Here is a 21,168-nt window from a genome sequence, read left to right as displayed (position 1 = left end):
GCGCGAACCTCATCGTAGAGCTGAGCCTTTAGGTCTCAATTAAGACTCTGAATATATTAGCGCAAATCAGCTCGTTATCTGGTTATCTACTTGCAATAACGGGACGTACCATATATTGGGGCAAAAGTGTTTTACCTAAAGAAAAGCCAAACTCAGACTTTTTGTGCAAAGCTTGTTTTCAATCTAGTTGATAGCGAGATTCTAAACCTCAAAGAATTAGCTCTTGGATACGAGCATAGGCAATAGGTGCTCCGTGAACAGCGTCACTCTGTTTTTTGGTCGCGGCATAAAGTGCGATGTGATTGCTACCACCACACCATCGTTTGGCGATACAAACAGGGCGTTGCCCCCATCACCCAGCGCGCAATAGCAATTATTAGACATATGAGGCATCAACCACCACAGATAGCCGTATCGACGCTCGCCACTGCGACTCTGCTCCGAAGTGCTTTGCTGTATCCACGAACTCGACAGCAAGCGCTGCCCATCCCAAAGCCCGTTGGCAAGGTAAAGGTTGGCTAGCTTAATTAGGTCAAGGGTGCTTAACACAAGCCCCCAACCAGCTGCATTAACACCACAAGGGTCTGCAACCCAACCACGCTCCGTTGTACCTCGCGTAAACTCAAGATGCTGCTGCCGATCGCTTAGGGTGATGTTCTTTACAGGATCGATCCCAAGCGGTGCAAATAGCTGATGATTTGCGTAGTCTGCCACCTTTTGCCCTGTTGCGTTGCTTAACACCCCTGATAAGACGTGCAACGCGGGTGTAGTATACTTAAACAGCCCAATTTCCCCTTTGCCTCCAAGAAGATCAAGAGAAGCTAATGTCCAATCGTAGCTCGAGTAGACACGCGTATATGGCTCACTTCTAAACTTGTATGGAGCAGTCATGCTTAGTAGGTCTTTGAGCCGAAGATGCGGCAGTGTTTTCTCTCCACGTTTCAATGAGTAGTCAGGAAAAAAGTCTAAGACCCGCTGTTCAACGTTTTTGATATGTCCTTGCTCAAGCGCCACACCAAACAGCATCGAGATAATACTTTTGGTTACAGAGGAAATATGTATCGACGTTTGGTTGGAAAAGCCAGAGGCGAAATATTCTAGTGCCACCTCGCCATGTCGGGTGGCTATCAGTCCTTTAATATTTGGATATTGGGTGCTGATCAGTTGTTTTATCGACTCATTTATGTCGTGCATTTTGGTTCCTCATTCCGCTACTAATGAGGTCGAAGACTACTCAAAATATTTTAAAAATGAAAAGTCAAAAGAAGAAGCCAATATGATCATTTTAATTCCAAGGGGTTCGGTCACAAAAATTTGAAAATGTAATCTGCTATTGAAATATTTTTGAACTGAATGGACTGTGAACACCAAATGTTAATTCTCTTTTAAGGTAATCTACCTGACAGTGGCATAAGAGATTGAGTTTCGTTGACACGGTTTGGGTTAAGGGCGCATGAGCTATAGTCGGTTCACAAAACCTCTGCCAAGTGATCTGACAGAGGATTAGTGACAAACTTTAATGCATTCTTGCAGTTGGCGATGATTTATTAGCACCCGTTAAGTTAAAAGTACTTTCGCTTTTTCGACTACATTATCTGCAGTGATATTAAACAGTTTATACAATTCACCCGCTGGGGCTGACTCGCCAAAACTGTTCATGCCAACGATATCGCCTTGCAGTCCCACGTATTTGAACCAATAATCAGAAATAGCCGCTTCAATCGCAATTCTTCGAGTCACGGCAGCGGGTAATACAGACTCTTTGTATTCGGCTGTTTGGGCATCAAAGGCGTCGGTTGAAGGCATCGAAACGACTCTAACCTTAACTCCCTCTTTAGTTAATCGCGCTGAGGAATCGGTAGCAATCTCGACCTCTGAGCCTGTCGCAATTAGGATGAGCTCAGGTGTGCCTTCACAGTCTAGCAATACGTATCCACCACGCTCAATATTGGCCAATTGCGCGGCATCTCTTGGTTGCTGTGCAAGGTTTTGGCGCGAGAAAATAAGAGATGTGGGCGCGGTTTTGCGCTCTATAGCGAGTTTCCAAGCGACAGCCGATTCGACTTGGTCACATGGACGCCATGTGCTCATGTTTGGGGTCAAACGCAGTGATGCAATTTGCTCCACCGGTTGGTGAGTCGGGCCGTCTTCACCTAAGCCGATGGAGTCATGGGTGTAGACTTGAATATTTTGAATCTTCATGAGCGCAGCCATTCGCATGGCGTTTCGAGCGTATTCCATAAACATTAAGAACGTTGCGCCGTACGGGATAAAGCCACCATGCAATGCGATACCGTTAATGATGGCCGTCATGCCAAATTCGCGCACCCCGTAATGAAGGTAGTTGCCGCTTGCATCATCCGACTCTATGGCTTTTGAACCCGACCACATGGTTAAGTTAGACGGAGCGAGATCCGCTGAGCCCCCGAGCATTTCTGGCAGCAACATACCAAACGCCTCAAGCGCGTTTTGCGAGGCTTTGCGAGAGGCAATATTGGCTGGGTTTGCTTGTAATTGGGCGATTATCTCGCGAGTGAGCTCATCCCACTGTTCAGGCAGTTCGCCGTCGAGTCGTCGTGATAATTCCCTTGCAAGGTCAGGATAGTCGGCAGCATACGCTGCAAATTTTTCGTTCCACGCTGCTTCTTTAGCCGCGCCCGCTTCTTTCGCATCCCAGTGTGCGTATACCTGCTGCGGAATTTCAAACGCCTCATGCTCCCAGTTGAGTTGTTGTCTTGTGGCGGCTATTTCTGCCTCGCCTAAAGGGGCACCGTGACAGTCGTGACTGCCCGATTTATTGGGTGAACCAAACCCGATAATGGTTTTGGTACAAATTAGGGTAGGGCGAGTCGTATCAGCTTTTGCCTGGTTAATCGCTCGATCGATAGCAACAGGATCGTGCCCATCGACATTGGGGATCACTTGCCAGCCATAGGCTTCAAAACGTTTTGGCGTGTCGTCGCTAAACCAACCATCCACTTCGCCATCAATGGAAATGCCATTGTCGTCCCAAAACGCGACCAATTTACCTAGCTTTAATGTCCCAGCCATTGAACATACTTCGTGGGAAATGCCTTCCATCAGACATCCGTCACCCATAAATGCGTAAGTGTAGTGATCCACAATGGGATGGTGCTTTTGGTTAAACTGTGCTGCTAGGGTTTTCTCAGCAATGGCCATACCCACTGCATTAGCGATGCCTTGTCCCAGTGGGCCTGTGGTCGTTTCTACGCCAGCGGTGTAGCCGTATTCTGGGTGGCCTGGTGTCTTAGAGTGCAGCTGACGAAACTGCTTTAAATCGTCCTTTGTGAGATCGTAACCGCTGAGGTGAAGCAGCGAATAGATCAGCATAGATCCGTGTCCATTAGAGAGCACAAAACGATCTCGGTTTGCCCATTCTGGATTGCTTGGGCTGTGATTTAGGTGGTTTCGCCAAAGAACCTCGGCAATATCGGCCATCCCCATGGGTGCACCAGGGTGGCCAGATTGTGCTTGTTGTACGCCGTCCATGCTTAAAGCGCGAATGGCGTTGGCTAGAGTTTTACGATCCATATCAAATCTCACGAAAGTGGTTTGGAATATACCAACCGAAGTAATTAACGGGTTAGAAAATTGCGTCGGTAGATATTATTTATCTTGTTTGAATTGAGTCACTAGTAAGTGGCTTTAGCGTTACTCGTTGTATTACAGTCGCGCCTCAATCATGGTTTCAAGCTTGCCTTGGTCGATGGCGAAATTTCGAATGCCTTCAGCCAGTTTTTCCACCGCCATTGGGTCTTGATGGTGATCCCACAAAAATTGCGCGTGTGTCAGTGGCTCAACCGCTTGTTGGGCAGGTTGCTCACTGGTTAATTTGGCCTCAACAACGACCGAGCTTTGCTCTAGTTGTTGCAGTAGGGCGGGGCTTATCGTCAACCGATCACACCCTGCAAGCTCTAGCACTTCACCGGTGTTTCTAAAACTGGCACCCATCACCACAGTGTTATAGCCATGTGACTTGTAATAGCGATAAATAGTACTCACAGAAAGCACGCCAGGGTCTTCAGAGGCTTCGAAGTCACGATTTTCTTTAGCTTTGTACCAGTCCATGATCCGGCCAACAAAAGGAGAGATCAGGTAAACGCCGGCTTCAGCACACGCGCGCGCTTGTGCAAACGAAAACAGCAGCGTCAAATTACAGTTAATGCCTTCCTTTTCTAGCACTTCTGCGGCGCGGATGCCTTCCCAAGTGGCGGCAAGTTTGATTAAGATTCGTTCTTTACCAATGCCTTGCTCTTGGTAAAGCGAAATAATGTGACGGGCTTTGGCAATGCTTGCGTTGGTGTCATAGGACAATCTAGCGTCAACTTCTGTCGAAATCCTGCCAGGTATGGTGTTTAAAATTTCGCAGCCAATTCGTACGGCTAAATAATCGCAAGCCGCTTCCACTTGCTCAGACGGTTGAGTGTGCCTCTTTTTAGCGTACTCAACGGCGTTCGTGATCAATGGTTGGTAGTTGTCGAGTTTGGCGGCATTCAAAATCAGAGAGGGATTGGTTGTAGCATCTTCAGGCTGATACTGTTTTATCGCTTCTATGTCACCCGTGTCGGCAACAACGGTGGTGAACTGGCGTAACTGTTCAAGAGTATTCATGATTTTCCTTTTATCTGAAATCAGCAATTAATTGGAATCCTATGAATATAATATGAGAATATTATTTGGCTTCAATTATGAAAGATTGTTTTTATATTCTGTTTTTTTAATATGATAAATAATTACAGATAATATAAAAACACCACTTAAATAAAGTGGTGTTTTATGCAGAAATACAATTACAAATAAGGTTTGATAGTATTAATGGTACCGTCATCGTTGTGAGTGAGTTCGGCCATCTTAATACTGCGTAAATGTGTTAGTCCGCCAGATAACGAGCTGTCATGGTAAAACAGGTACCACTTATCTTCGAACTCCACGACCGAGTGGTGGGTAGTCCAGCCTAACACAGGTTCGAGTATGACACCGCGATAGGTAAAGGGTCCGTAGGGTGAGGCACTGGTTGCGTATACAATTTTGTGTGTATCACCGGTTGAGTACGAGAAATAATACAACCCATTGTGCTTGTGCATCCATGGACCTTCAAAATAACGTCGCTCAGTATCTTTGGTGAGTAGCAAGTTGCCCTGTTCATCAAGGATTTGAACTTCTTTTACGGGCTCTGCAAGATCCGTCATGTTGTCCGCCAATTTTGCCATTTGTGGAAGCAGCGCAGGCTCTTCATCATTTGGGTAAACGTCTTCACCAAACTCACCATTACGCCAATTTTGTAGTTGTCCGCCCCAGATGCCTCCGAAGTAGAGGTAGTAGCTGCCATCGTCGTCTTCAAATACGGCAGGATCAATACTGAACGTTCCTTCGATGTGCGTTTCCTCGGCAACAAATGGACCGTACGGCGAATCAGAAACCGCAGCACCGATGTAGAAAACATCTATTGCGTTTTTAGCGGGAAAGTAAAGGTAGTATTTGCCGTCTTTTTGCGCAGCATCGGGTGCCCACATTTGTCTCTCGGCCCAAGGGACGTTCTTCACATCAAGCGCAGGCCCGTGATCTGTAGTCTCACCAAAAGGCTGCTCCATTGAAAACACATGGTAATCGCGCATATCGAAGTGATCGCCACTGTCATTAAGAGGTTGAGCGGTTTCAATATCGTGAGACGGATAGATATAGATCTTTCCATCAAATACGTGGGCAGACGGGTCGGCGGTATACATGTGTTTGACCAGAGGCTCAGACAATGGCTTGAGCGAACTTGCTCGTGCAAGATCTTGTGCAACGACGCGCTCTGCGTCGCTCACGTTTTGCTCGGTAGAATCGACAGGCTCTTGGGTAACAGAAGATTGTGTCATGAAATACTCTCTAAAATGGCTAAGTTGAATTCGTGCAAAGGTTATTGTTTCGGTTCGACGTAACGAAAATAATCAAAATCGGCGTGTAGGTTTTGCCCCGTTAAATCACACGCAAATAGAGCAGCAAATGGGCCTGTAAAACGGAAAATATCGGGCCCGCCTTCGTCAGACAAGTAAGTGCTATTTAATGGTGGTCCAATGGCTATCCAGCTTTGTCCATCGAGGGAATAAGAAAACTGATACCACTGCTTATCCAGATCCAAACGCAGGTGCACGGTGGCGTTGCCTTCAACAACTATTTCCTCACTATACTCTCGGTATTGATCATTAATATTTCCCACTACCTGCAGTATTGATTCACCTTGATTATTGGCGCTCTGCTTCAGGAAGTAGTGGCCATTGCGTGAGTAATAGGCGACTAATCCAGCCATTTGCATGGGAACAGAAGGAGAAAATTCCATCGAGGTTTCAATGCGCGCATAGTGCGATTGAATGCGTCGCGCCACTAAACTGTTTTGATAACGAGAGGCTAAATAGTGGCGACCTTTTAGTCGCAAATGCCCTGGCCGCTCAATTAAGCTGCCCCAATCGTCGGTCATCGGTTCGCGAAGTGTTTGAAAGTGAAGGTTGAGCGTACTCGTTTCAAAATGATCAGTGTCAGGCTGCTGTGGCCAAGGCGCAGCAGGTAGGTTAGGGGCTTCAACCTCAACCAAAGGCACTTTGCCTGTAGTGACATAGGGCCAACCATCCTGCCAATGTGCTTTTTGAAGCGCTGACTCTCGCCCTAGTACCGAATAGGCGTTGTCATAGCTTGGCATATACTGATAGCCCTCAGGATTGGGGACAGGGCGTCCACACAGGTGACTGAGATACCATTCTTGGTCTTGCGTCTCGACTAAAAAGCCGTGTCCTGCACGTTGTAATGGTGCACCTTCTTGAAATCGTGAGGTTAATATTGGGTTGTCTGGGTGAACCTCGTAGGGGCCTAGAATGTCTTTTGATCGCGCAACGGTGACGGCGTGGTTTCTTTCTGTGCCACCTTCGGCCGTGATCAAATAGTAGTATCCGCCTTTTTTCAACATTTGAGGGCCTTCGGTGCAACCGAGTTCTGTGCCCGCAAAGATATTGTGCGCTTTGCCTACAAGAGCATTTGTTTTTGGATCAAACTCCTGAAGCATGATGCCGCCAAAGAAATTGGTGTTTGCACGGCCGTCCCACATCATATTGAGAACGTATTTCTTGCCGTCATCATCGTGAAAGAGTGACGGATCAAAGCCATAGTTTCCAATAGACACTGGATCGCTCCAGGGACCTTCAATGTTGTCTGCGGTAACCAAAAATGACGGAGTCGCCATCCAGGTCCCACCACGGCAAGAGTGCACATTGGAAAAACAGAGCCAAAATTTTTTGTCAGAAAAAGTGAGGGCGGGAGCATACACGCCCTCTGAGTTGTCCATACCTGTCATACATAGTTGGGGGGTACGTGTTAAGGCATGTCCGATTAAACGCCAGTGGACCAAATCTTTAGAGTGGTGCAGTTGCACGCCCGGAAACCATTCAAAGGTCGAGGTGGCGATGTAGTAATCATCTCCAACGCGTACGATGGATGGATCGGGATTAAAACCACGAATGACAGGATTAGTAATAACCTTTGACATAACACTCTCTATATAGATTGAACGCCTAATGGCAACTATGGAACAAAAGGAAAAAACTCAGAGCAATAGTGTGCATAACCGCACAATAGTGCATACGATTTCCGCAAGTCGCCGTGAAATCATCCCTGATGGCTCAGGCACGGCGTCCATGCCATTTACTATTACAGGGAGCGCTTGCTCCAATCGCATACACTATTGCGATCAATAATTGCTTACGACCTTGCCCTGAAAGCAGCCCCTACGTAAACCCAAGCCATTGCTGCTATAAAAGAGCCTACTTTTGCCTGTATGAGGATTCATCATGGACAAAAATAGGCACTAATGACTTGGGTGACATCACAGCTTATTTATAAATAAAGCCGTTAACGATGTTTTCTAGTGCTTCTTGACGACCAGAAACTGGTTTTGGTGACAGGTTGTTATCCAGTGCAAAGTTTGCCACTTGCTCTAGGTTCATATCACCGGCCAAGATTTTCTTACCTAAGTCTTCGTTCCAGCCGGCGTAGCGCTGTGCGATGTTCTTAGATAGTACGTCGTTTTCAATCATTTCTGCCGCGCGGATCAGTGACAATGCCATCGTATCCATTCCGCCAATGTGGCCGTGGAAGAAATCAGCCAAATCGGTTGATGGACGACGTACGCGTGCATCAAAGTTAAAGCCGCCAGTGGTGAAACCACCTGCTTTCAAGATTTCGTACACAACCAACGTGTTCTCTTCAACGCTGTTCGGGAACTGGTCAGTATCCCAGCCTAGCTGTGCGTCACCACGGTTGGCATCGATAGAGCCAAAGATCCCTAGAGAGGTTGCGGTAGCCACTTCGTGGTGGAAACTATGACCTGCAAGCGTCGCGTGGTTAGCCTCAATGTTGACTTTGACTTCGTTTTCTAAGCCAAACTGCTTCAAGAAACCATACACCGTGGCGGTGTCGTAGTCGTATTGGTGCTTCGTTGGCTCTTGTGGCTTAGGCTCGATCAAAATAGAACCGTTAAAACCGATTTTGTGTTTGTGCTCAACAACCATGCGTAAGAAACGGCCAAGTTGTTCGCGCTCTTGACGTAGGTCTGTATTGAGCAATGTTTCGTAGCCTTCACGACCACCCCACAGTACGTAGTTTTCACCGCCAAGACGCTTGGTTGCACCCATTGCATTGAAGACTTGAGTTGCGGCATACGCAAACACTTCTGGATTTGGGTTGGTAGATGCACCAGCCATGTAACGTGGGTTAGAGAATGCGTTTGCTGTACCCCACAGTAGCTTAACGCCTGTTTCTTCTTGCTTTCGCTCGAGAACGTCAACCATCTGTGCAAAGTTGTTTACGTACTCTTTAAGAGAGTTACCTTCGTGAGCAACATCGGTGTCGTGGAAGCAGTAGTAAGGCACATTCAGCTTTTCGAAAAATTCGAATGCTGCGTTTGCTTTAACAAGGTAAGCCTCTTTCGGGTCACTCACTTTAAGCCACTCGTGATCAAACGTGCCATCACCGAAGATGTCGGCACCAGCCCAGCGGAAGTTATGCCAGTAACAAGCAGCAAAACGTAAATGCTCCTTCATGGATTTACCAAGAATAACGCGCTCTGGATCGTAATGTTTAAATGCAAGTGGATTTGAAGACTCACTGCCTTCAAATTGGATTTTTGAGATGTTTTTGAAGAATTCAGTCATGAGTGAATATTCCAAGTTTAGGTTAAGTTTCGGTCGCTATTGATAATTAACCGAAATCTCTCACTCAGCAATTATGAAATTTCACAGTAAATTACCACTATTTATTTAATGTGCGCCAACTCTCAAAAATAAGCCGAATCATCTAGGTCTCTCACTTGGATGTGTTGCTAACTCATTGTTTTTGAAGGTTTTGTGTTTGATTTGGGAGATCTTGCTCACGCAAAGAAAAATTCATAAAAAGCAAAACACATTACGTAATTTTAATTTTTTAATTAGTAATTAGCCTTATGTATGAAAGGCAGAGGCGAATAGATTTATACATTTAAATCAGCATTGATATCTATTAAGTCTAAAAACAAAAGATCTATATAGAAATGAATAATTGTGAGCTTGATTCGTGTAGTTACGCCAATTTAATTGCATCAACGTGATCTGTTTCTCAATCAATAAATCTATGAAAAGAGTAGACAAAAAACATAATTGAGCACAAACGAAAAGCAACGAATTATAAAGCGGTACACAGCGAACAGTATTTATCGACAAGGTGAGACATGGCAACTGTAGAGTTTAGAAACGTAGACAAAATCTACCCAGGTAATGCGCATATCGTTAAAGATTTTAATCTGGATATTAAAGACGGTGAGTTTGTGGTTTTTCTTGGGCCATCGGGCTGCGGCAAGTCGACCACGCTACGTATGCTTTCCGGTTTGGAGGAGATCTCTAACGGTGAAATCAGAATTAATGGAGAGGTGGTTAACCAAGTTAATCCAAAAGATCGCAATATCGCCATGGTATTTCAAAGCTATGCGTTATATCCGCATATGACCGTGTTCGATAACATCGGTTTTTCACTCAAAATGGCTGGCAAATCAAAGCAAGAAATTAATGATGAAGTCCGCCGCGTTTCAGACATGTTGCAACTTACCCCATTACTCGAGCGCAAACCAAGAGCGTTATCCGGTGGACAGCGTCAGCGTGTGGCAATGGGCCGAGCGATGGTTCGCACACCCGAAGTCTTCTTGTTTGATGAGCCGCTCTCCAACCTAGATGCAAAGCTGCGAAATGTTATGCGGCACGAAATTAAAGAGCTGCATCGAAAACACAAGAAAACCACCGTTTATGTAACCCACGATCAGATTGAAGCGATGACGCTCGCCGACAAGGTAGTGATCCTTCGCGATGGGATCATCGAGCAGGTGGGTACACCTGAAGAGATCTACCATCAGCCCGCCAATAAGTTTGTTGCAGGGTTTATTGGTAGCCCAACCATGAACCAAATTCCGGCTCATATACAGTGTGATGACGGCATTGTAGAAGCCAGTTTTGAGCAAAATACGTTGTCTATATCGGCGACAGATCACCAGGTGTTAACAGCTTGTACGGGGACTGTAGGCATCAGACCTAGCGACATCCATTTGCACAAATTTAACGGCGCAGTCTCGATTGAATTGTTTGTCGAAGATACAGAGCTACTAGGGACAACCATTCAGATAAATGCGCATGTTGGTAAGACTCAAGTTGTTATTGAAACCAGTTCAGATCAAGACGTTGAAGCGGGCAAGATGATGACTTTTTACATCGATCAACGCCGAATCCATCTATTCGATGAGCAAGGCGAAACTCTTTAGAACTTAACTTTTTTCGTGTCAAAGCGTTGGATTGGCTTTGGCACCTGCAACAACAAAAGGTGGCGACAGTGGCATCGGTAGTATTTAGCAATCTTCAAAAAAGCTATGGCAAGACGGAAGTCGTTAAAAACATCAATTTGGAAGTGGAGCATGGTGAGTTTGTCGTGTTACTGGGGCCGTCTGGCTGTGGTAAATCGACGACCTTGCGCATGCTTGCTGGTCTAGAAGAAATCAGCGGTGGTGAAATATTCATCGACGACGAAATGGTGAACGATCTTCATCCGATCGAGCGCAATATCGCAATGGTATTTCAAAGCTACGCGCTTTATCCACACATGACTGTGGCAGAGAACATCGGTTTTAGCCTAGAAAACACCAAGGTGAAAAAGGCAGAGCGTAAAAAAATGGTTGCGGAAGTGGCTGAAATTCTTGAGTTAACTCCGTTACTTGAACGCAAACCCAAAGATCTTTCTGGTGGTCAAAGACAGCGAGTGGCTATGGGACGCGCGATGGTAAGAACGCCAGAAGTGTTCTTATTTGACGAACCTCTATCTAACCTCGATGCCAAGTTACGTGGGCAGATGCGCCGCGAAATTCGTGCCTTGCATCAACGTGTCGAAACCACGGTGATTTACGTCACCCACGACCAAGTTGAAGCGATGACGCTTGCCGACAAAATCGTGATTTTAAACGGCGGTGTGATTGAGCAAGTGGGCACGCCAAAAGAGATCTTCGAGCAGCCAAAAACAGAATTTGTGGCGCGATTTATTGGCACTCCCGAAATCAATATGTTCGACACCTTAACCAGCGAAATTAAAAGCTGCTTCCCAGAGCACACTTTGGATAAAGAGATCTCTGCTGTAGGCATTAGACCGCAAATGTTTTCTCTAAATGCAGACGGTGTAAACCCTATTCATCGCTGTGAAATGGTGGTGGAAGTTACTGGAACTGAGGTATTAGGTTCGGTGATCCATCTTAACTGTTTATTTAGAAGCAAAAAGGTATTGGTAGAAATCCCTTATACCGAAGATAAGCCTGTCGGTGCAATCAGCCTGTTCTTTGATAAGAGCAGAGTGCATTACTTCGACAGCAACAACAACGTGACCCTACAATAAAAGGACGTAAAATGAAAAACTCGAAACTCAGCTTACTCTCTTTGTCTATTGCAACTTTGTTTGCAGGACAAGCGATGGCACAAACGGAAATTACTGTCGCTTCGTTCCCAAACTTTAACCAAGTCGCAGAAAAAGCCATCCCTATGTTTGAGGCCAAGTACCCAGACATCAAAGTTAACTTAGTCACGCTGGCTTACTCTGATCACCACAATGCAATGACAACCGCTCTGGCGACGGGCGCAAACTTGCCAGACGTTATGGGTATCGAATACGCCTATACTGGCCGCTTTGTCGAATCCGGTGGTTTGGAAGATCTTAACGCGCCACAGTACGGCGCTGGCAAGTTCACCGATCGTTTAGTGCCTTACTCTGTACAGCAAGGTACAAGCTCAAAAGGTGTGTTATCTGGCGTTCCTGCCGATATCGGCCCTGGTGCTACATTCTACCGCGCCGACATACTTGAAGCCGCAGGTGTGACTGAAGAAGATCTATTAAAAGACTGGGACTCGTTCATTGAAGCAGGCGTTAAAGTTAAAGAGAAAACCGGCAACTACATGCTGGCCAATGCACAAGACATTCTCGATATTTACATCCGTTCGGATCTTAAGCAAGGTGAAGGTGTCTACTTTGATACTGAACACAACATTTTGGTGAACTCACCTCGATTTAAAGAAGCGTTCCGTTTGGCGAAACAAGCGCGTGATGCAGGCATTGATGCAGAAATCGGTGCATGGTCAAACGAATGGTCTGAAGGGTTACGCCGCGGCACCATCGCGTCACAAATGATGGGCGCATGGTTAGGCGGACACTTACAAGATTGGATCGCACCGGACGATGGTGGAAAGTGGCGTACGACTCAACTGCCAAACGGTTCGTTTGCAAGTTGGGGTGGCTCGTTCTACAGCATACCTAAAAAAGCCGACAACAAAGAAGCTGCGTGGAAGTTTATCGAGTTCATGGCAACGTCTAACGAAGTTCAGATCATGGGTTTTAAAGAGATCAACGCTTTCCCAGCGCTTGTTGAAACCCACGATGACGCCTTCTTCAATGAAGAGCTTGCGTACCTTGGCGGGCAAAAAGCTCGTCTAGGCTGGCGTACTGCCTCTGAAAACATCCCTGCCGTACCCGTAGATCGTTACGACGAAGTTGCTCGTCAGGTAGTGGCTGATTCTCTAGAGAAAGTACTAGAAAACGGCGCAGACATCGATGCCACGTTGGCCGATGCAGAGAAGCAAATCAAACGTCGCGCACGTCGTCGTTAATCCGAAAACGGGTTAGGGGCAACCCTAACCCGACTTTGACAGTCGAGAGTCGAAAATGAGTTCAATTACCGTCCCCTCAAATACACGCAAGCCATCAAACCAGCGAAAAGGTAATTTTTGGCTTCGTAAAGGCAATAAAATTGCCCCTTATCTCTTTGTGAGTCCGTTTTTTCTAATTTTTGGAGTGTTTGGATTATTCCCATTGCTGTTTTCGCTCTATCTTTCTTTCCATTATTGGGAGCCAGCAGCAGGACTTGCTGCGATGGAGTGGGTCGGTATAGAAAACTACGTCTTCGCACTAGAAGATGAATGGTTTCAAAAGTCTATTTACAACACCTTTGTCATAGCGCTTAAATCGGGTATTCCACAACATGCTGTGGCTCTACCGCTGGCGTTTTTTATTCACACTAGTTTTAGCAAGATGCGCAATACGGTTATTGGGATCTACTTTGTCCCATACATCACATCGACTGTGGCGATCTCGCTTGTCTTCACTACGCTATTTTCTCGTGATTTTGGCATGATTAACCAAGTGCTTACCTCACTGGGTAACTTCCAAATTGGTGATGCCAAAGTGCTTGCATGGTTATTCCCAACCGAAAACATTGATTGGAGTCGACCGGCTTATACCAAAGATATGATTTCGTTTGTGGTGTTTTGGCGTTTTGTGGGCTGGAATACCGTGCTTTACCTCTCGGCTCTACAAACCATTCCAAAGGATATTTACGAAGCGGCCACTATTGATGGCGCAAGCCGATACAAGCAGTTTTGGTATATCACACTGCCAATGCTAAAACCAATGGCCTTCTTTGCAGTGACACTCACCATCATTGGTAACCTACAACTGTTTGAAGAACCGTTCATTATTACCGGTGGTACAGGTGGTATCGACCAAGCGGGTAAAACAGCTGCGATGCATATGTACATTACTGCCTTTGTTGAAAGTGATTTTGGTACCGCGTCGGCCATCTCGTGGATACTGTTTATGATCATCGCTGGGTTGACCTGGGTGAACAACAAATTGCTGGGGGGAGACAACCAATGAGCAACGTAACCAATACCAGTGTCATTGAAAACGACTCGGTGACCGCAACGCCTAAAAAGAAAAAAATGATCCAGAAAGATAAATTAATTGCTTACATTATTGTTGCGCTAGGCGCAGTTATTATGCTCGCACCGTTTTATTTCATGTTTATATTTTCCTCTCACTCCAATACCGGTATTTTGTCGGTGCCGCCACCAATATTTATTGGTGAGTATTTGGTCGAGAACTTTAAAACCCTATTAGAATTTCTGCCATACTTTTGGAATAACTTGGCACTCAGTTTATACATTGCCATCGTGGTGACTGCGCTGAACCTTTTGTTCTGTTCGTTAGCCGGCTACGCGTTTGCGATGTTTGACTTTAAGTACAAGAACCTGCTCTTTGTTGGGATTATGGCAACCATGTTGCTGCCTCCGTTTTTAGGTATGATCCCTACTGCAATGATCATGTCGACCATCGGTTGGATGAATGATCCTAAAGCGCTAATTGTACCGGCAGCGTGTGGTGCAATGGGGATATTCATGATGCGTCAGTTCATTTCAAGCTCGATTCCTAAAGAGCTCGTGGAAGCGGCGCGAATGGATGGGTGTCGAGAATTCAAAATCTATTACCGCGTAATCGTGCCACTGATTCTACCAGCGTTTGGTACGCTTGGGCTGATTACCTTCATTGGTACTTGGAACAACTTTATGGGGCCGTTGGTGGTCATGAGCGACATGAAAAAGTTCACCATACCGCTTGCGCTACGTGCTCTTCAAGGGACAGGACAGGTACCGTGGGGCGCAGTCTCCATGGGTGCTGCGATTGCCGTACTGCCACTGCTGATCCTATTTATTATGGCCTCTAGAAGATTGATAGACGGATTAACATCCGGAGCCGTTAAAGGTTAATGTTAATTAATATCCCGCAATATTGATTGCGGGATTTTTTTATCTTTAGAAAACGCCCAACTCACAATTCTATTAATTTATCAAAAGTCATAATTTCATTACCAAATAGACCCATTGTTATCACTTCGCTTTTAATAAATATTGTTCGTCAACTAAATAATAAAAATATAAGGATGTGAAATGAATAAAACTCTACTGTCCAGCCTGACTGCGGTGATGGCCACAGCCCTTGTGACAGGCTGTACGACCACCGATGATTCTCCCTCCGCTTCCGCGGCAAACAACGAGCCGTTAGATGTTGTGATCCGCTCTGATTTACCGTTAAGACAGCTTGGCGACATGATTAATCTTTCTGTCGGTGCGGCGCTAGAAACTCGACATTTAGACAATCAGCAATTTCGTGACACTTTTGTTCGTGAGTTCTCTCAGCTCACACCTGAAAACGAGATGAAGTTTAAGTACGTGCAGCCGCAGCGTGGACAGTTTGATTTCATAGCGTCCGATAAATTGGTTGAGTTTGCTGAACAAAACGACATGGTAGTGAAAGGCCACGCACTAGTTTGGCATATTCAAAACCCTGAGTGGTTAGAGAACACGTCGTGGAGCAAAGACGAGCTTGCTGCCGTACTAGAAAACCACATCAAGACGGTAGTGGGTCACTACAAAGGCCGAGTGATGTACTGGGATGTGGTTAATGAAGCCTTTGATGACCAAGGTGGATTTAGAAACACTTTATGGTATGAAACGCTTGGCGATGACTACATAGAAATGGCGTTTCGTTGGGCCCATGAAGCGGATCCTGATGCAGTACTGTTTTATAACGATTACTCCACTGAAGGCATGACCGCAAAATCCAATGCTGTGTACCGTCATATGAAAAAGCTGCTCGACAAAGGAGTGCCGATTCATGGTGTAGGCACCCAGCTTCATTTAACCGTTGAGCACCAGATAAGCGATGTGTCCATTGCTCGAAATATTGAGCGCTTGTCCGAGCTAGGTTTAGATACTCACTTCACTGAAATTGACGTTCGAATTCGTGATGGGAATGGAGACTCGGCATTACTCGACCAAGCGAACCGTTACGAGATGCTTGCAAAATTGGCAGCGTTCTATCCAGAAGTCGACATGATCACTACATGGGGCGTCAGCGATCAGTATTCATGGATCCCAAGTTGGTTTACAGGCTATGGTCGTGCGTTAATGTTTGATACCGATTATCAACCTAAACCTGCGTATGCCGCAGTCAGCAATGTACTGCTCGACGCAGCGACAGGTAACTTTGGCTATGAACCGGCTACCGACCTATCTAAAGTCGGTCGATTTGTTCAACCGTTCAATGCTAAACCATTAAGTAGTGCGAAGTTTAACCAGCAAGAAGTGGTGTACTACCCATTTGCTTATAATCAACTTGGCGGTAAACAGCAGCAACTGCCTGCGTCAACGACGACCGAAGGTAAATGGGCGGTGGGTTATCACAACAACAAGTTGATTGGTCGAGTGCTGCGAAAAGACAACAAAACCGTTGTCGATCATTCACAAGCGTGGGAAAACGACAACGTTGAGGTGTTCATTCGCGTTGGTGGTGGGTTTTGGCAATTTCGCGCAGTGGTAGGGCAAGATTTCGCACCGTTGGGCTTTCCTGGCAAGGCAAAAGGCGAATGGAACCGTGATGGTACTCAGTTTGATTTTGTGATCGAGTTTGATGGCGTACAAGATTTAGTGGGCGAAACCATTGGCTTTAATATAGCGCTGTCGGATAACGACAAAAACACCGAGTCTGGTGGACGTCATGCGCAGCTTTACCCATTAACAGGCACAAATATAGGGTGGCAAGGGGAAGAGTTTGGTGAGCTGTTTATGAATGGCCAAAATGCGGTCGTCGCGTCGTCACCTGTTTCGGCGCCAGCTCCATTTAAGATGAGTCGTCTTAACGACATGCCATCGGGTGCGGCCGACTCCGCATGGGATCAAGGCTATCACTATTCGTTCGCCTTTAATCAGCTCAATCAAGCGGATATGTCGCCGCCTAGTCAAAGCGATGTTTCGGGAAGCTGGCAAGTAGGCTATCACCAAAACTGGCTCTATGGTGTGGTAAACCGCAACGATGATAAAACCGTCACGAACATGGAGCAAAGCTACCAAAACGATAATGTGGAAGTGTTTGTTCAGCGCGGTGACAACACCATGACGCAGTTTAGAACTGTCGTTGGGCAAGACTTTGAATCGGTGCATTACGCTGGTGGATATTTTGCAGAGTGGAGTGCAGATGGGTCGCAGCTGTTCTTTGGCATCGAGTTAGATACACCAGTGAACTCAGGCGAAGCCATTCGGTGGAATATCGCGTTGGCAGATAATGACGATGGCCAAGGACGAAGTGCGCAGTTGTATCCTGTGCCGGGTAGCAATATCGCCTATTTGGGAGAGGAGTTAACCAAATTGGTTGCAGAGTAATCACTCACCATCGCCTTACCTACACTAAATGTGAGTGCTAGGTAGGGCGACTGCACTACTCTAGGACTCTGGCTGGTGATCAGTTATTGATAGACTTCAATCTCATCGGCCGAGACAACATATCCACTTTGCACGGTTTGATTACCATCGGATAGTGCAACCGACATATCTACAGTCCCTGCCTTTATATCGCCTTTCACCCACACCGCGGTATAGAGACTTTGCAACTCGTACCCTTCAGGAAAATCAACCAATATGGTTTGGTTCATTGGAGGAGGCGGAGTGTGAATACAAGCTCCAGCAGTAGGCACTAGAATAAATTGCGTCCCCACAAGACCGGACATTTCTAGTGGCACCAAATAGCCTGCTAATTTCATGTCGTCGACATTGAGATCTGCAATCACACTATTGGCCTGCTGTTGTCCTGCCGCTCTTTGTGTGAGCAATTCATCCACGTTCAGACCTCGACTTTCAGCCAATTCTAGGCGTTGTTGGTAACCTCGTAATTCCATAGGACTTAAGGTGCGACTCTGTTTCGCGGTACTGTAAACGTAAATTTCTGCAATTAACGCTTTATCGCTTGGTGAGATCGTTTGGTATTGAGTTTGCTGCGGACGCAGTGACTCCCAAGTGATGGTTTGCTGGGCAAACGAAAAGGTAGAGGTCAATGCGGTAAACAAACAGAGTAGTAGTCTCATCGTAGTATCCTGTGAGCTAAGAGCAGATTATATGATGGCATGCATGAACGCACGATAGGTGCAGGTAAGTGGCTAAGAAACTTAGCCACTTTGCCAGGTGATTTAAGGGTGAATTATAGGTTTTCTAAGTTGTCGATAAGGGTATAGAAGAAGCCGATTGAACGACCATACTCTTCAACCAATATGCGCTCGTTCACCCCATGGAAACCTTCAAACTCTTTAACGTTTTCTAGCTGAATTCCAGTGATGGTGTATACATCTGGAGCAAAATCACGTGCTTGGAAGTGTTTTGAATCAGAGCCGCCGATAACGAAAAACGGCGACACAATTAGGTCATTACCCCAAGTTTGACGAATGCTCTTCTCCAAAATGCTAAAGCCTTCACCTGCTGGGTCTGCGACATTTGTAGCGGGTGTTGACGCTGAGATATCACGCACTGTGATACGGTCATCGTTAATCGCATTTTTAACATGCTCGATGATCACCTCTGGTGTGTCCCCTGGCATTGGTCGGAAGTTAACCACGGCGGTAGCCGCAGGTGGCAAAACGTTATCTTTGATCCCTGCATTAAACATCGTCACCGCCGTTGTGGTGTGCAGCATGGCACGAGTCACTTGGTTTTGAGACATCACTTCTATGAATTTCTGCTCCAGATCGGTCACGGTGTCGTTGTCACCATAGGCCACTGCCTTGTACATTGGTTGCTGATCTTCTGGCAGCTCAGGGCCCATGTAGCGGTATTGGTAACGAACTGCGTCATGGATTTTGTATGGGAATTGCGCTGCTTCTACTTGTTCGACCGCTTTTGCTAGTGCCACTATGTTGGTTTCTTCTGGAGGCTGAGAAGAGTGGCCACCAATACCATTAATGGCAATTTCGAGGCTAATAAAGCCTTTTTGAGCAATACCGATGAGGGCCGTGTTTTCGCGAATGCCAGGGAAGATACCAGGGACCAGTGGCGCTGACTCGTCAATGACAAAGGCAATCTCGTCGTAACGCTGCTCAAGAATGTCAGCGGCATGCTTTGCACCTTCTGGACCGCCAACTTCTTCATCGTGACCAAATACAAACAGGATAGTTCTTTCAGGTTGGAATCCTTGTGCAAGTTTCATTTCAGTGGCTTCTAAAATGGCGTGTATTTGGTTTTTGTCATCTAAAACACCGCGGCCCCAAATGTAACCATCTTTGATTGTGCCAGCGAAGGGTTCTTCTAACCATTGGTCGCGTGATTCTTCAGCAATAGGAACAACGTCTTGGTGAGCCATAAAAACAGCAGGTGCCAAGTCTGGGTTTTTTCCTTCCCATGTATAAATCAAACTAAATGGTCGCGGGTCACCCACTTCTTCTCGTTTAAGGTGTTTATGAACCAGCGGGTAAGAGCTTTCAATAAAGGCGTGGTAATTTTTAAACGCCTGTTCATCAAAGTCACTGCGATCTTGATTCGAAATTGTTGGAAATTGAACCGCTTGAGATAGGCGTTGCGTTGCGCCTTCTAGGTCGACGTCAACGTGGATTTGTTCAACACCTTGCATTTGCATTGAGTTAAATTCTTGTTGATCGCTTGCGAGTACAGAAACGCTAGCTGAAAGCGCTAGTGTTGATGCAATAGCAGTCACTAATTTGGATGGTTCTATCATCAATTTTCCTCGAATTGGTTAAAACGTAATGTGTCGTTTCGATGTGATTGACGCTATTATTGTCAACAATTTCGCTCTTAACCAATCCGTTTTGAATGACCAAACCCTTCAAATTGCCCGTTGCAGCCAATGTGGGCCAAATTGTAATCAACAGCAGGGTGGCAGTGATAATCGCTAGTTCGTTATAGTCGTTAAACAAAATCGGTGAAACTCGAGTTTTTACTTGATGGGTTTAATCATTCAAATGAGATTGGGTTGTCTGTTGATTTCCTCTTAAAGTTGCCGCATTCGAAACAACATGTGGAAACATTAACAATGAAAAACATTAACAAAGCAGCACTCGCAACACTCATTAGCACCGCTCTAATCGCCAACGCATACGCAGTAGATAACACAACAGACGAGGAGCTTGATGCTTCAGATATGACTCGTGCGTATTCAACGTTTTATGTGGGAGCCAGTAACAATGGCGATCTAAAAGCGTCGGGTTCGCTGTCCTACAATTTGGGAAATGGCATGGAATCGATGGTGTCACTTGAAGGTACTATGGATAAAGAGGGCAAATACAGTGATAGCCGCATGCAGTATTTTCACGTATTTAGCATTGATAGTGCGGTTACCCCAAGGGTTGCGGTGTCACTGGATATCATTGACAACAGCATGGCAACAACTGCAGCGCTAGGAGCGATTTCGATTTTTAAAACCCCTATCGATTCACTGACCTTTTTTGGTCGCGTTGGCGCATTAACCGGTGAGTTTTCAGATGAATCACTGGCTCAGTTTAATATCACCGACAACAGCCTTGTCGGTGGTATGGCTGCAGGTTACGCAGTATGGAAAACAGGACAAGACGGCACATTTTTGGCCGCTTATCCAGAATTCACGTATTTGAGTGGTGACATTGAATCTTCAACCGTAAAAACAACATTGATGGCTGCGACACCATTGAGCTCCGACCATACGCGTTGGGGTCAGGTTAAACTAGAAAACACTTATGGTGAGATGACTTCTGACAGCCGCCAACTCGATATTGATGAGACGAAAGTATGGTTTAACTACAAGGTGTACTTCTAATTACTCAGTTAGACGAGCAATATCATCGAAAAAGCCTGCGTTTTTGAAGTGACCCCTTAAAGTTGGACATTTCTGTTAAGCGGCTTGTAAGGCCTGATTTCGATATTCCATCGGAGTCAGGCCTTTTAGTTTCACCTTGATGCGTTTTGTGTTGTAGTACTCGAT

Annotated in this window: 16 protein-coding genes; 7 read left to right on the top strand and 9 right to left on the bottom strand. The window is 45.9% G+C overall.

The features are described 5' to 3' along the window. Positions 1–216 precede the first annotated feature (216 nt). From JQC93_RS20145 to xylA, 6 genes are all read right to left on the bottom strand, one after another. Complete coding sequence (locus tag JQC93_RS20145; RefSeq protein WP_205160104.1) at positions 217–1,194, bottom strand: serine hydrolase domain-containing protein; 978 nt, start codon at positions 1,192–1,194, stop codon at positions 217–219. Between the two features lie 363 nt (positions 1,195–1,557). Next, on the bottom strand, positions 1,558–3,552 hold the full coding sequence (gene tkt / locus JQC93_RS20140; protein ID WP_205160103.1) for a transketolase: 1,995 nt from the start codon (positions 3,550–3,552) through the stop codon (positions 1,558–1,560). Between the two features lie 132 nt (positions 3,553–3,684). Continuing rightward, the gene (tal, locus tag JQC93_RS20135) at positions 3,685–4,635 is read right to left on the bottom strand and encodes a transaldolase (protein ID WP_205160105.1); all 951 of its coding nucleotides are present in this window, start codon (positions 4,633–4,635) and stop codon (positions 3,685–3,687) included. 176 nt (positions 4,636–4,811) lie between these two features. Beyond that, entirely contained in the window at positions 4,812–5,882 is a 1,071-nt protein-coding gene (locus JQC93_RS20130; protein ID WP_205160102.1) for a glycoside hydrolase family 43 protein, read from the bottom strand. 41 nt (positions 5,883–5,923) lie between these two features. Further along, positions 5,924–7,540 carry a glycoside hydrolase family 43 protein gene (locus JQC93_RS20125; protein WP_205160101.1) on the bottom strand — a complete coding sequence of 539 codons (1,617 nt, stop codon included), beginning with the start codon at positions 7,538–7,540 and terminating at the stop codon, positions 5,924–5,926. A 343-nt stretch (positions 7,541–7,883) separates the two neighbouring features. Then, entirely contained in the window at positions 7,884–9,203 is a 1,320-nt protein-coding gene (gene xylA / locus JQC93_RS20120; RefSeq protein ID WP_205160100.1) for a xylose isomerase, read from the bottom strand. A gap of 551 nt (positions 9,204–9,754) precedes the next feature. On the opposite strand from xylA, the gene JQC93_RS20115 reads away from it, so the two are divergent. The 6 genes from JQC93_RS20115 to JQC93_RS20090 all read left to right on the top strand — a co-directional run bounded on the left by JQC93_RS20115 (position 9,755) and on the right by JQC93_RS20090 (position 17,594). Next, positions 9,755–10,831 (top strand): ABC transporter ATP-binding protein, encoded by a 1,077-nt coding sequence (locus JQC93_RS20115; protein WP_205160099.1) that lies wholly within the window; start codon positions 9,755–9,757, stop codon positions 10,829–10,831. A 68-nt stretch (positions 10,832–10,899) separates the two neighbouring features. Beyond that, positions 10,900–11,946: an ABC transporter ATP-binding protein gene (locus JQC93_RS20110; RefSeq protein WP_205160098.1), complete on the top strand. Its 1,047-nt coding sequence runs from the start codon at positions 10,900–10,902 to the stop codon at positions 11,944–11,946. 11 nt (positions 11,947–11,957) lie between these two features. Then, complete coding sequence (locus JQC93_RS20105; protein ID WP_205160097.1) at positions 11,958–13,208, top strand: ABC transporter substrate-binding protein; 1,251 nt, start codon at positions 11,958–11,960, stop codon at positions 13,206–13,208. 55 nt (positions 13,209–13,263) lie between these two features. Then, positions 13,264–14,253, top strand: a complete 990-nt coding sequence (locus tag JQC93_RS20100; RefSeq protein ID WP_084885052.1) for a carbohydrate ABC transporter permease — start codon at positions 13,264–13,266, stop codon at positions 14,251–14,253. Further along, entirely contained in the window at positions 14,250–15,143 is an 894-nt protein-coding gene (locus JQC93_RS20095; protein ID WP_236009695.1) for a carbohydrate ABC transporter permease, read from the top strand. Before JQC93_RS20100 ends, JQC93_RS20095 begins: the two co-directional genes overlap by 4 nt. Before the next feature lie 180 nt (positions 15,144–15,323). After that, positions 15,324–17,594 (top strand): endo-1,4-beta-xylanase, encoded by a 2,271-nt coding sequence (locus JQC93_RS20090; RefSeq protein WP_205160096.1) that lies wholly within the window; start codon positions 15,324–15,326, stop codon positions 17,592–17,594. Between the two features lie 83 nt (positions 17,595–17,677). On the opposite strand, the gene JQC93_RS20085 is transcribed toward JQC93_RS20090, so the two are convergent. Together JQC93_RS20085 and JQC93_RS20080 are read right to left on the bottom strand one after the other, a co-directional pair. Next, entirely contained in the window at positions 17,678–18,292 is a 615-nt protein-coding gene (locus JQC93_RS20085) for a DUF3299 domain-containing protein (RefSeq protein WP_205160095.1), read from the bottom strand. Between the two features lie 113 nt (positions 18,293–18,405). Next, on the bottom strand, positions 18,406–19,929 hold the full coding sequence (locus tag JQC93_RS20080) for a M20 family peptidase (RefSeq protein ID WP_205160094.1): 1,524 nt from the start codon (positions 19,927–19,929) through the stop codon (positions 18,406–18,408). Between the two features lie 315 nt (positions 19,930–20,244). On the opposite strand from JQC93_RS20080, the gene JQC93_RS20075 reads away from it, so the two are divergent. Continuing rightward, positions 20,245–21,003 carry a hypothetical protein gene (locus JQC93_RS20075; RefSeq protein ID WP_205160093.1) on the top strand — a complete coding sequence of 253 codons (759 nt, stop codon included), beginning with the start codon at positions 20,245–20,247 and terminating at the stop codon, positions 21,001–21,003. A 75-nt stretch (positions 21,004–21,078) separates the two neighbouring features. Here JQC93_RS20075 and JQC93_RS20070 read toward each other — a convergent pair. Next, on the bottom strand, positions 21,079–21,168 hold a 90-nt coding region (locus JQC93_RS20070), incomplete at its 5' end, for an IS3 family transposase (RefSeq protein WP_205158803.1).

This window comes from Vibrio ulleungensis (assembly GCF_016900875.1).
Lineage (GTDB): Bacteria > Pseudomonadota > Gammaproteobacteria > Enterobacterales > Vibrionaceae > Vibrio > Vibrio ulleungensis.
This window is presented reverse-complemented; position numbering and strand designations above follow the sequence as displayed.

Coding starts and splice junctions, on each gene's coding strand:
- JQC93_RS20145 (WP_205160104.1), bottom strand. CDS start 1,194: ATGCACGACATAAATGAGTCGATAAAACAACTGATCAGCACCCAATAT.
- tkt (WP_205160103.1), bottom strand. CDS start 3,552: ATGGATCGTAAAACTCTAGCCAACGCCATTCGCGCTTTAAGCATGGAC.
- JQC93_RS20130 (WP_205160102.1), bottom strand. CDS start 5,882: ATGACACAATCTTCTGTTACCCAAGAGCCTGTCGATTCTACCGAGCAA.
- JQC93_RS20125 (WP_205160101.1), bottom strand. CDS start 7,540: ATGTCAAAGGTTATTACTAATCCTGTCATTCGTGGTTTTAATCCCGAT.
- xylA (WP_205160100.1), bottom strand. CDS start 9,203: ATGACTGAATTCTTCAAAAACATCTCAAAAATCCAATTTGAAGGCAGT.
- JQC93_RS20115 (WP_205160099.1), top strand. CDS start 9,755: ATGGCAACTGTAGAGTTTAGAAACGTAGACAAAATCTACCCAGGTAAT.
- JQC93_RS20105 (WP_205160097.1), top strand. CDS start 11,958: ATGAAAAACTCGAAACTCAGCTTACTCTCTTTGTCTATTGCAACTTTG.
- JQC93_RS20100 (WP_084885052.1), top strand. CDS start 13,264: ATGAGTTCAATTACCGTCCCCTCAAATACACGCAAGCCATCAAACCAG.
- JQC93_RS20095 (WP_236009695.1), top strand. CDS start 14,250: ATGAGCAACGTAACCAATACCAGTGTCATTGAAAACGACTCGGTGACC.
- JQC93_RS20090 (WP_205160096.1), top strand. CDS start 15,324: ATGAATAAAACTCTACTGTCCAGCCTGACTGCGGTGATGGCCACAGCC.
- JQC93_RS20085 (WP_205160095.1), bottom strand. CDS start 18,292: ATGAGACTACTACTCTGTTTGTTTACCGCATTGACCTCTACCTTTTCG.
- JQC93_RS20080 (WP_205160094.1), bottom strand. CDS start 19,929: ATGATAGAACCATCCAAATTAGTGACTGCTATTGCATCAACACTAGCG.
- JQC93_RS20075 (WP_205160093.1), top strand. CDS start 20,245: ATGAAAAACATTAACAAAGCAGCACTCGCAACACTCATTAGCACCGCT.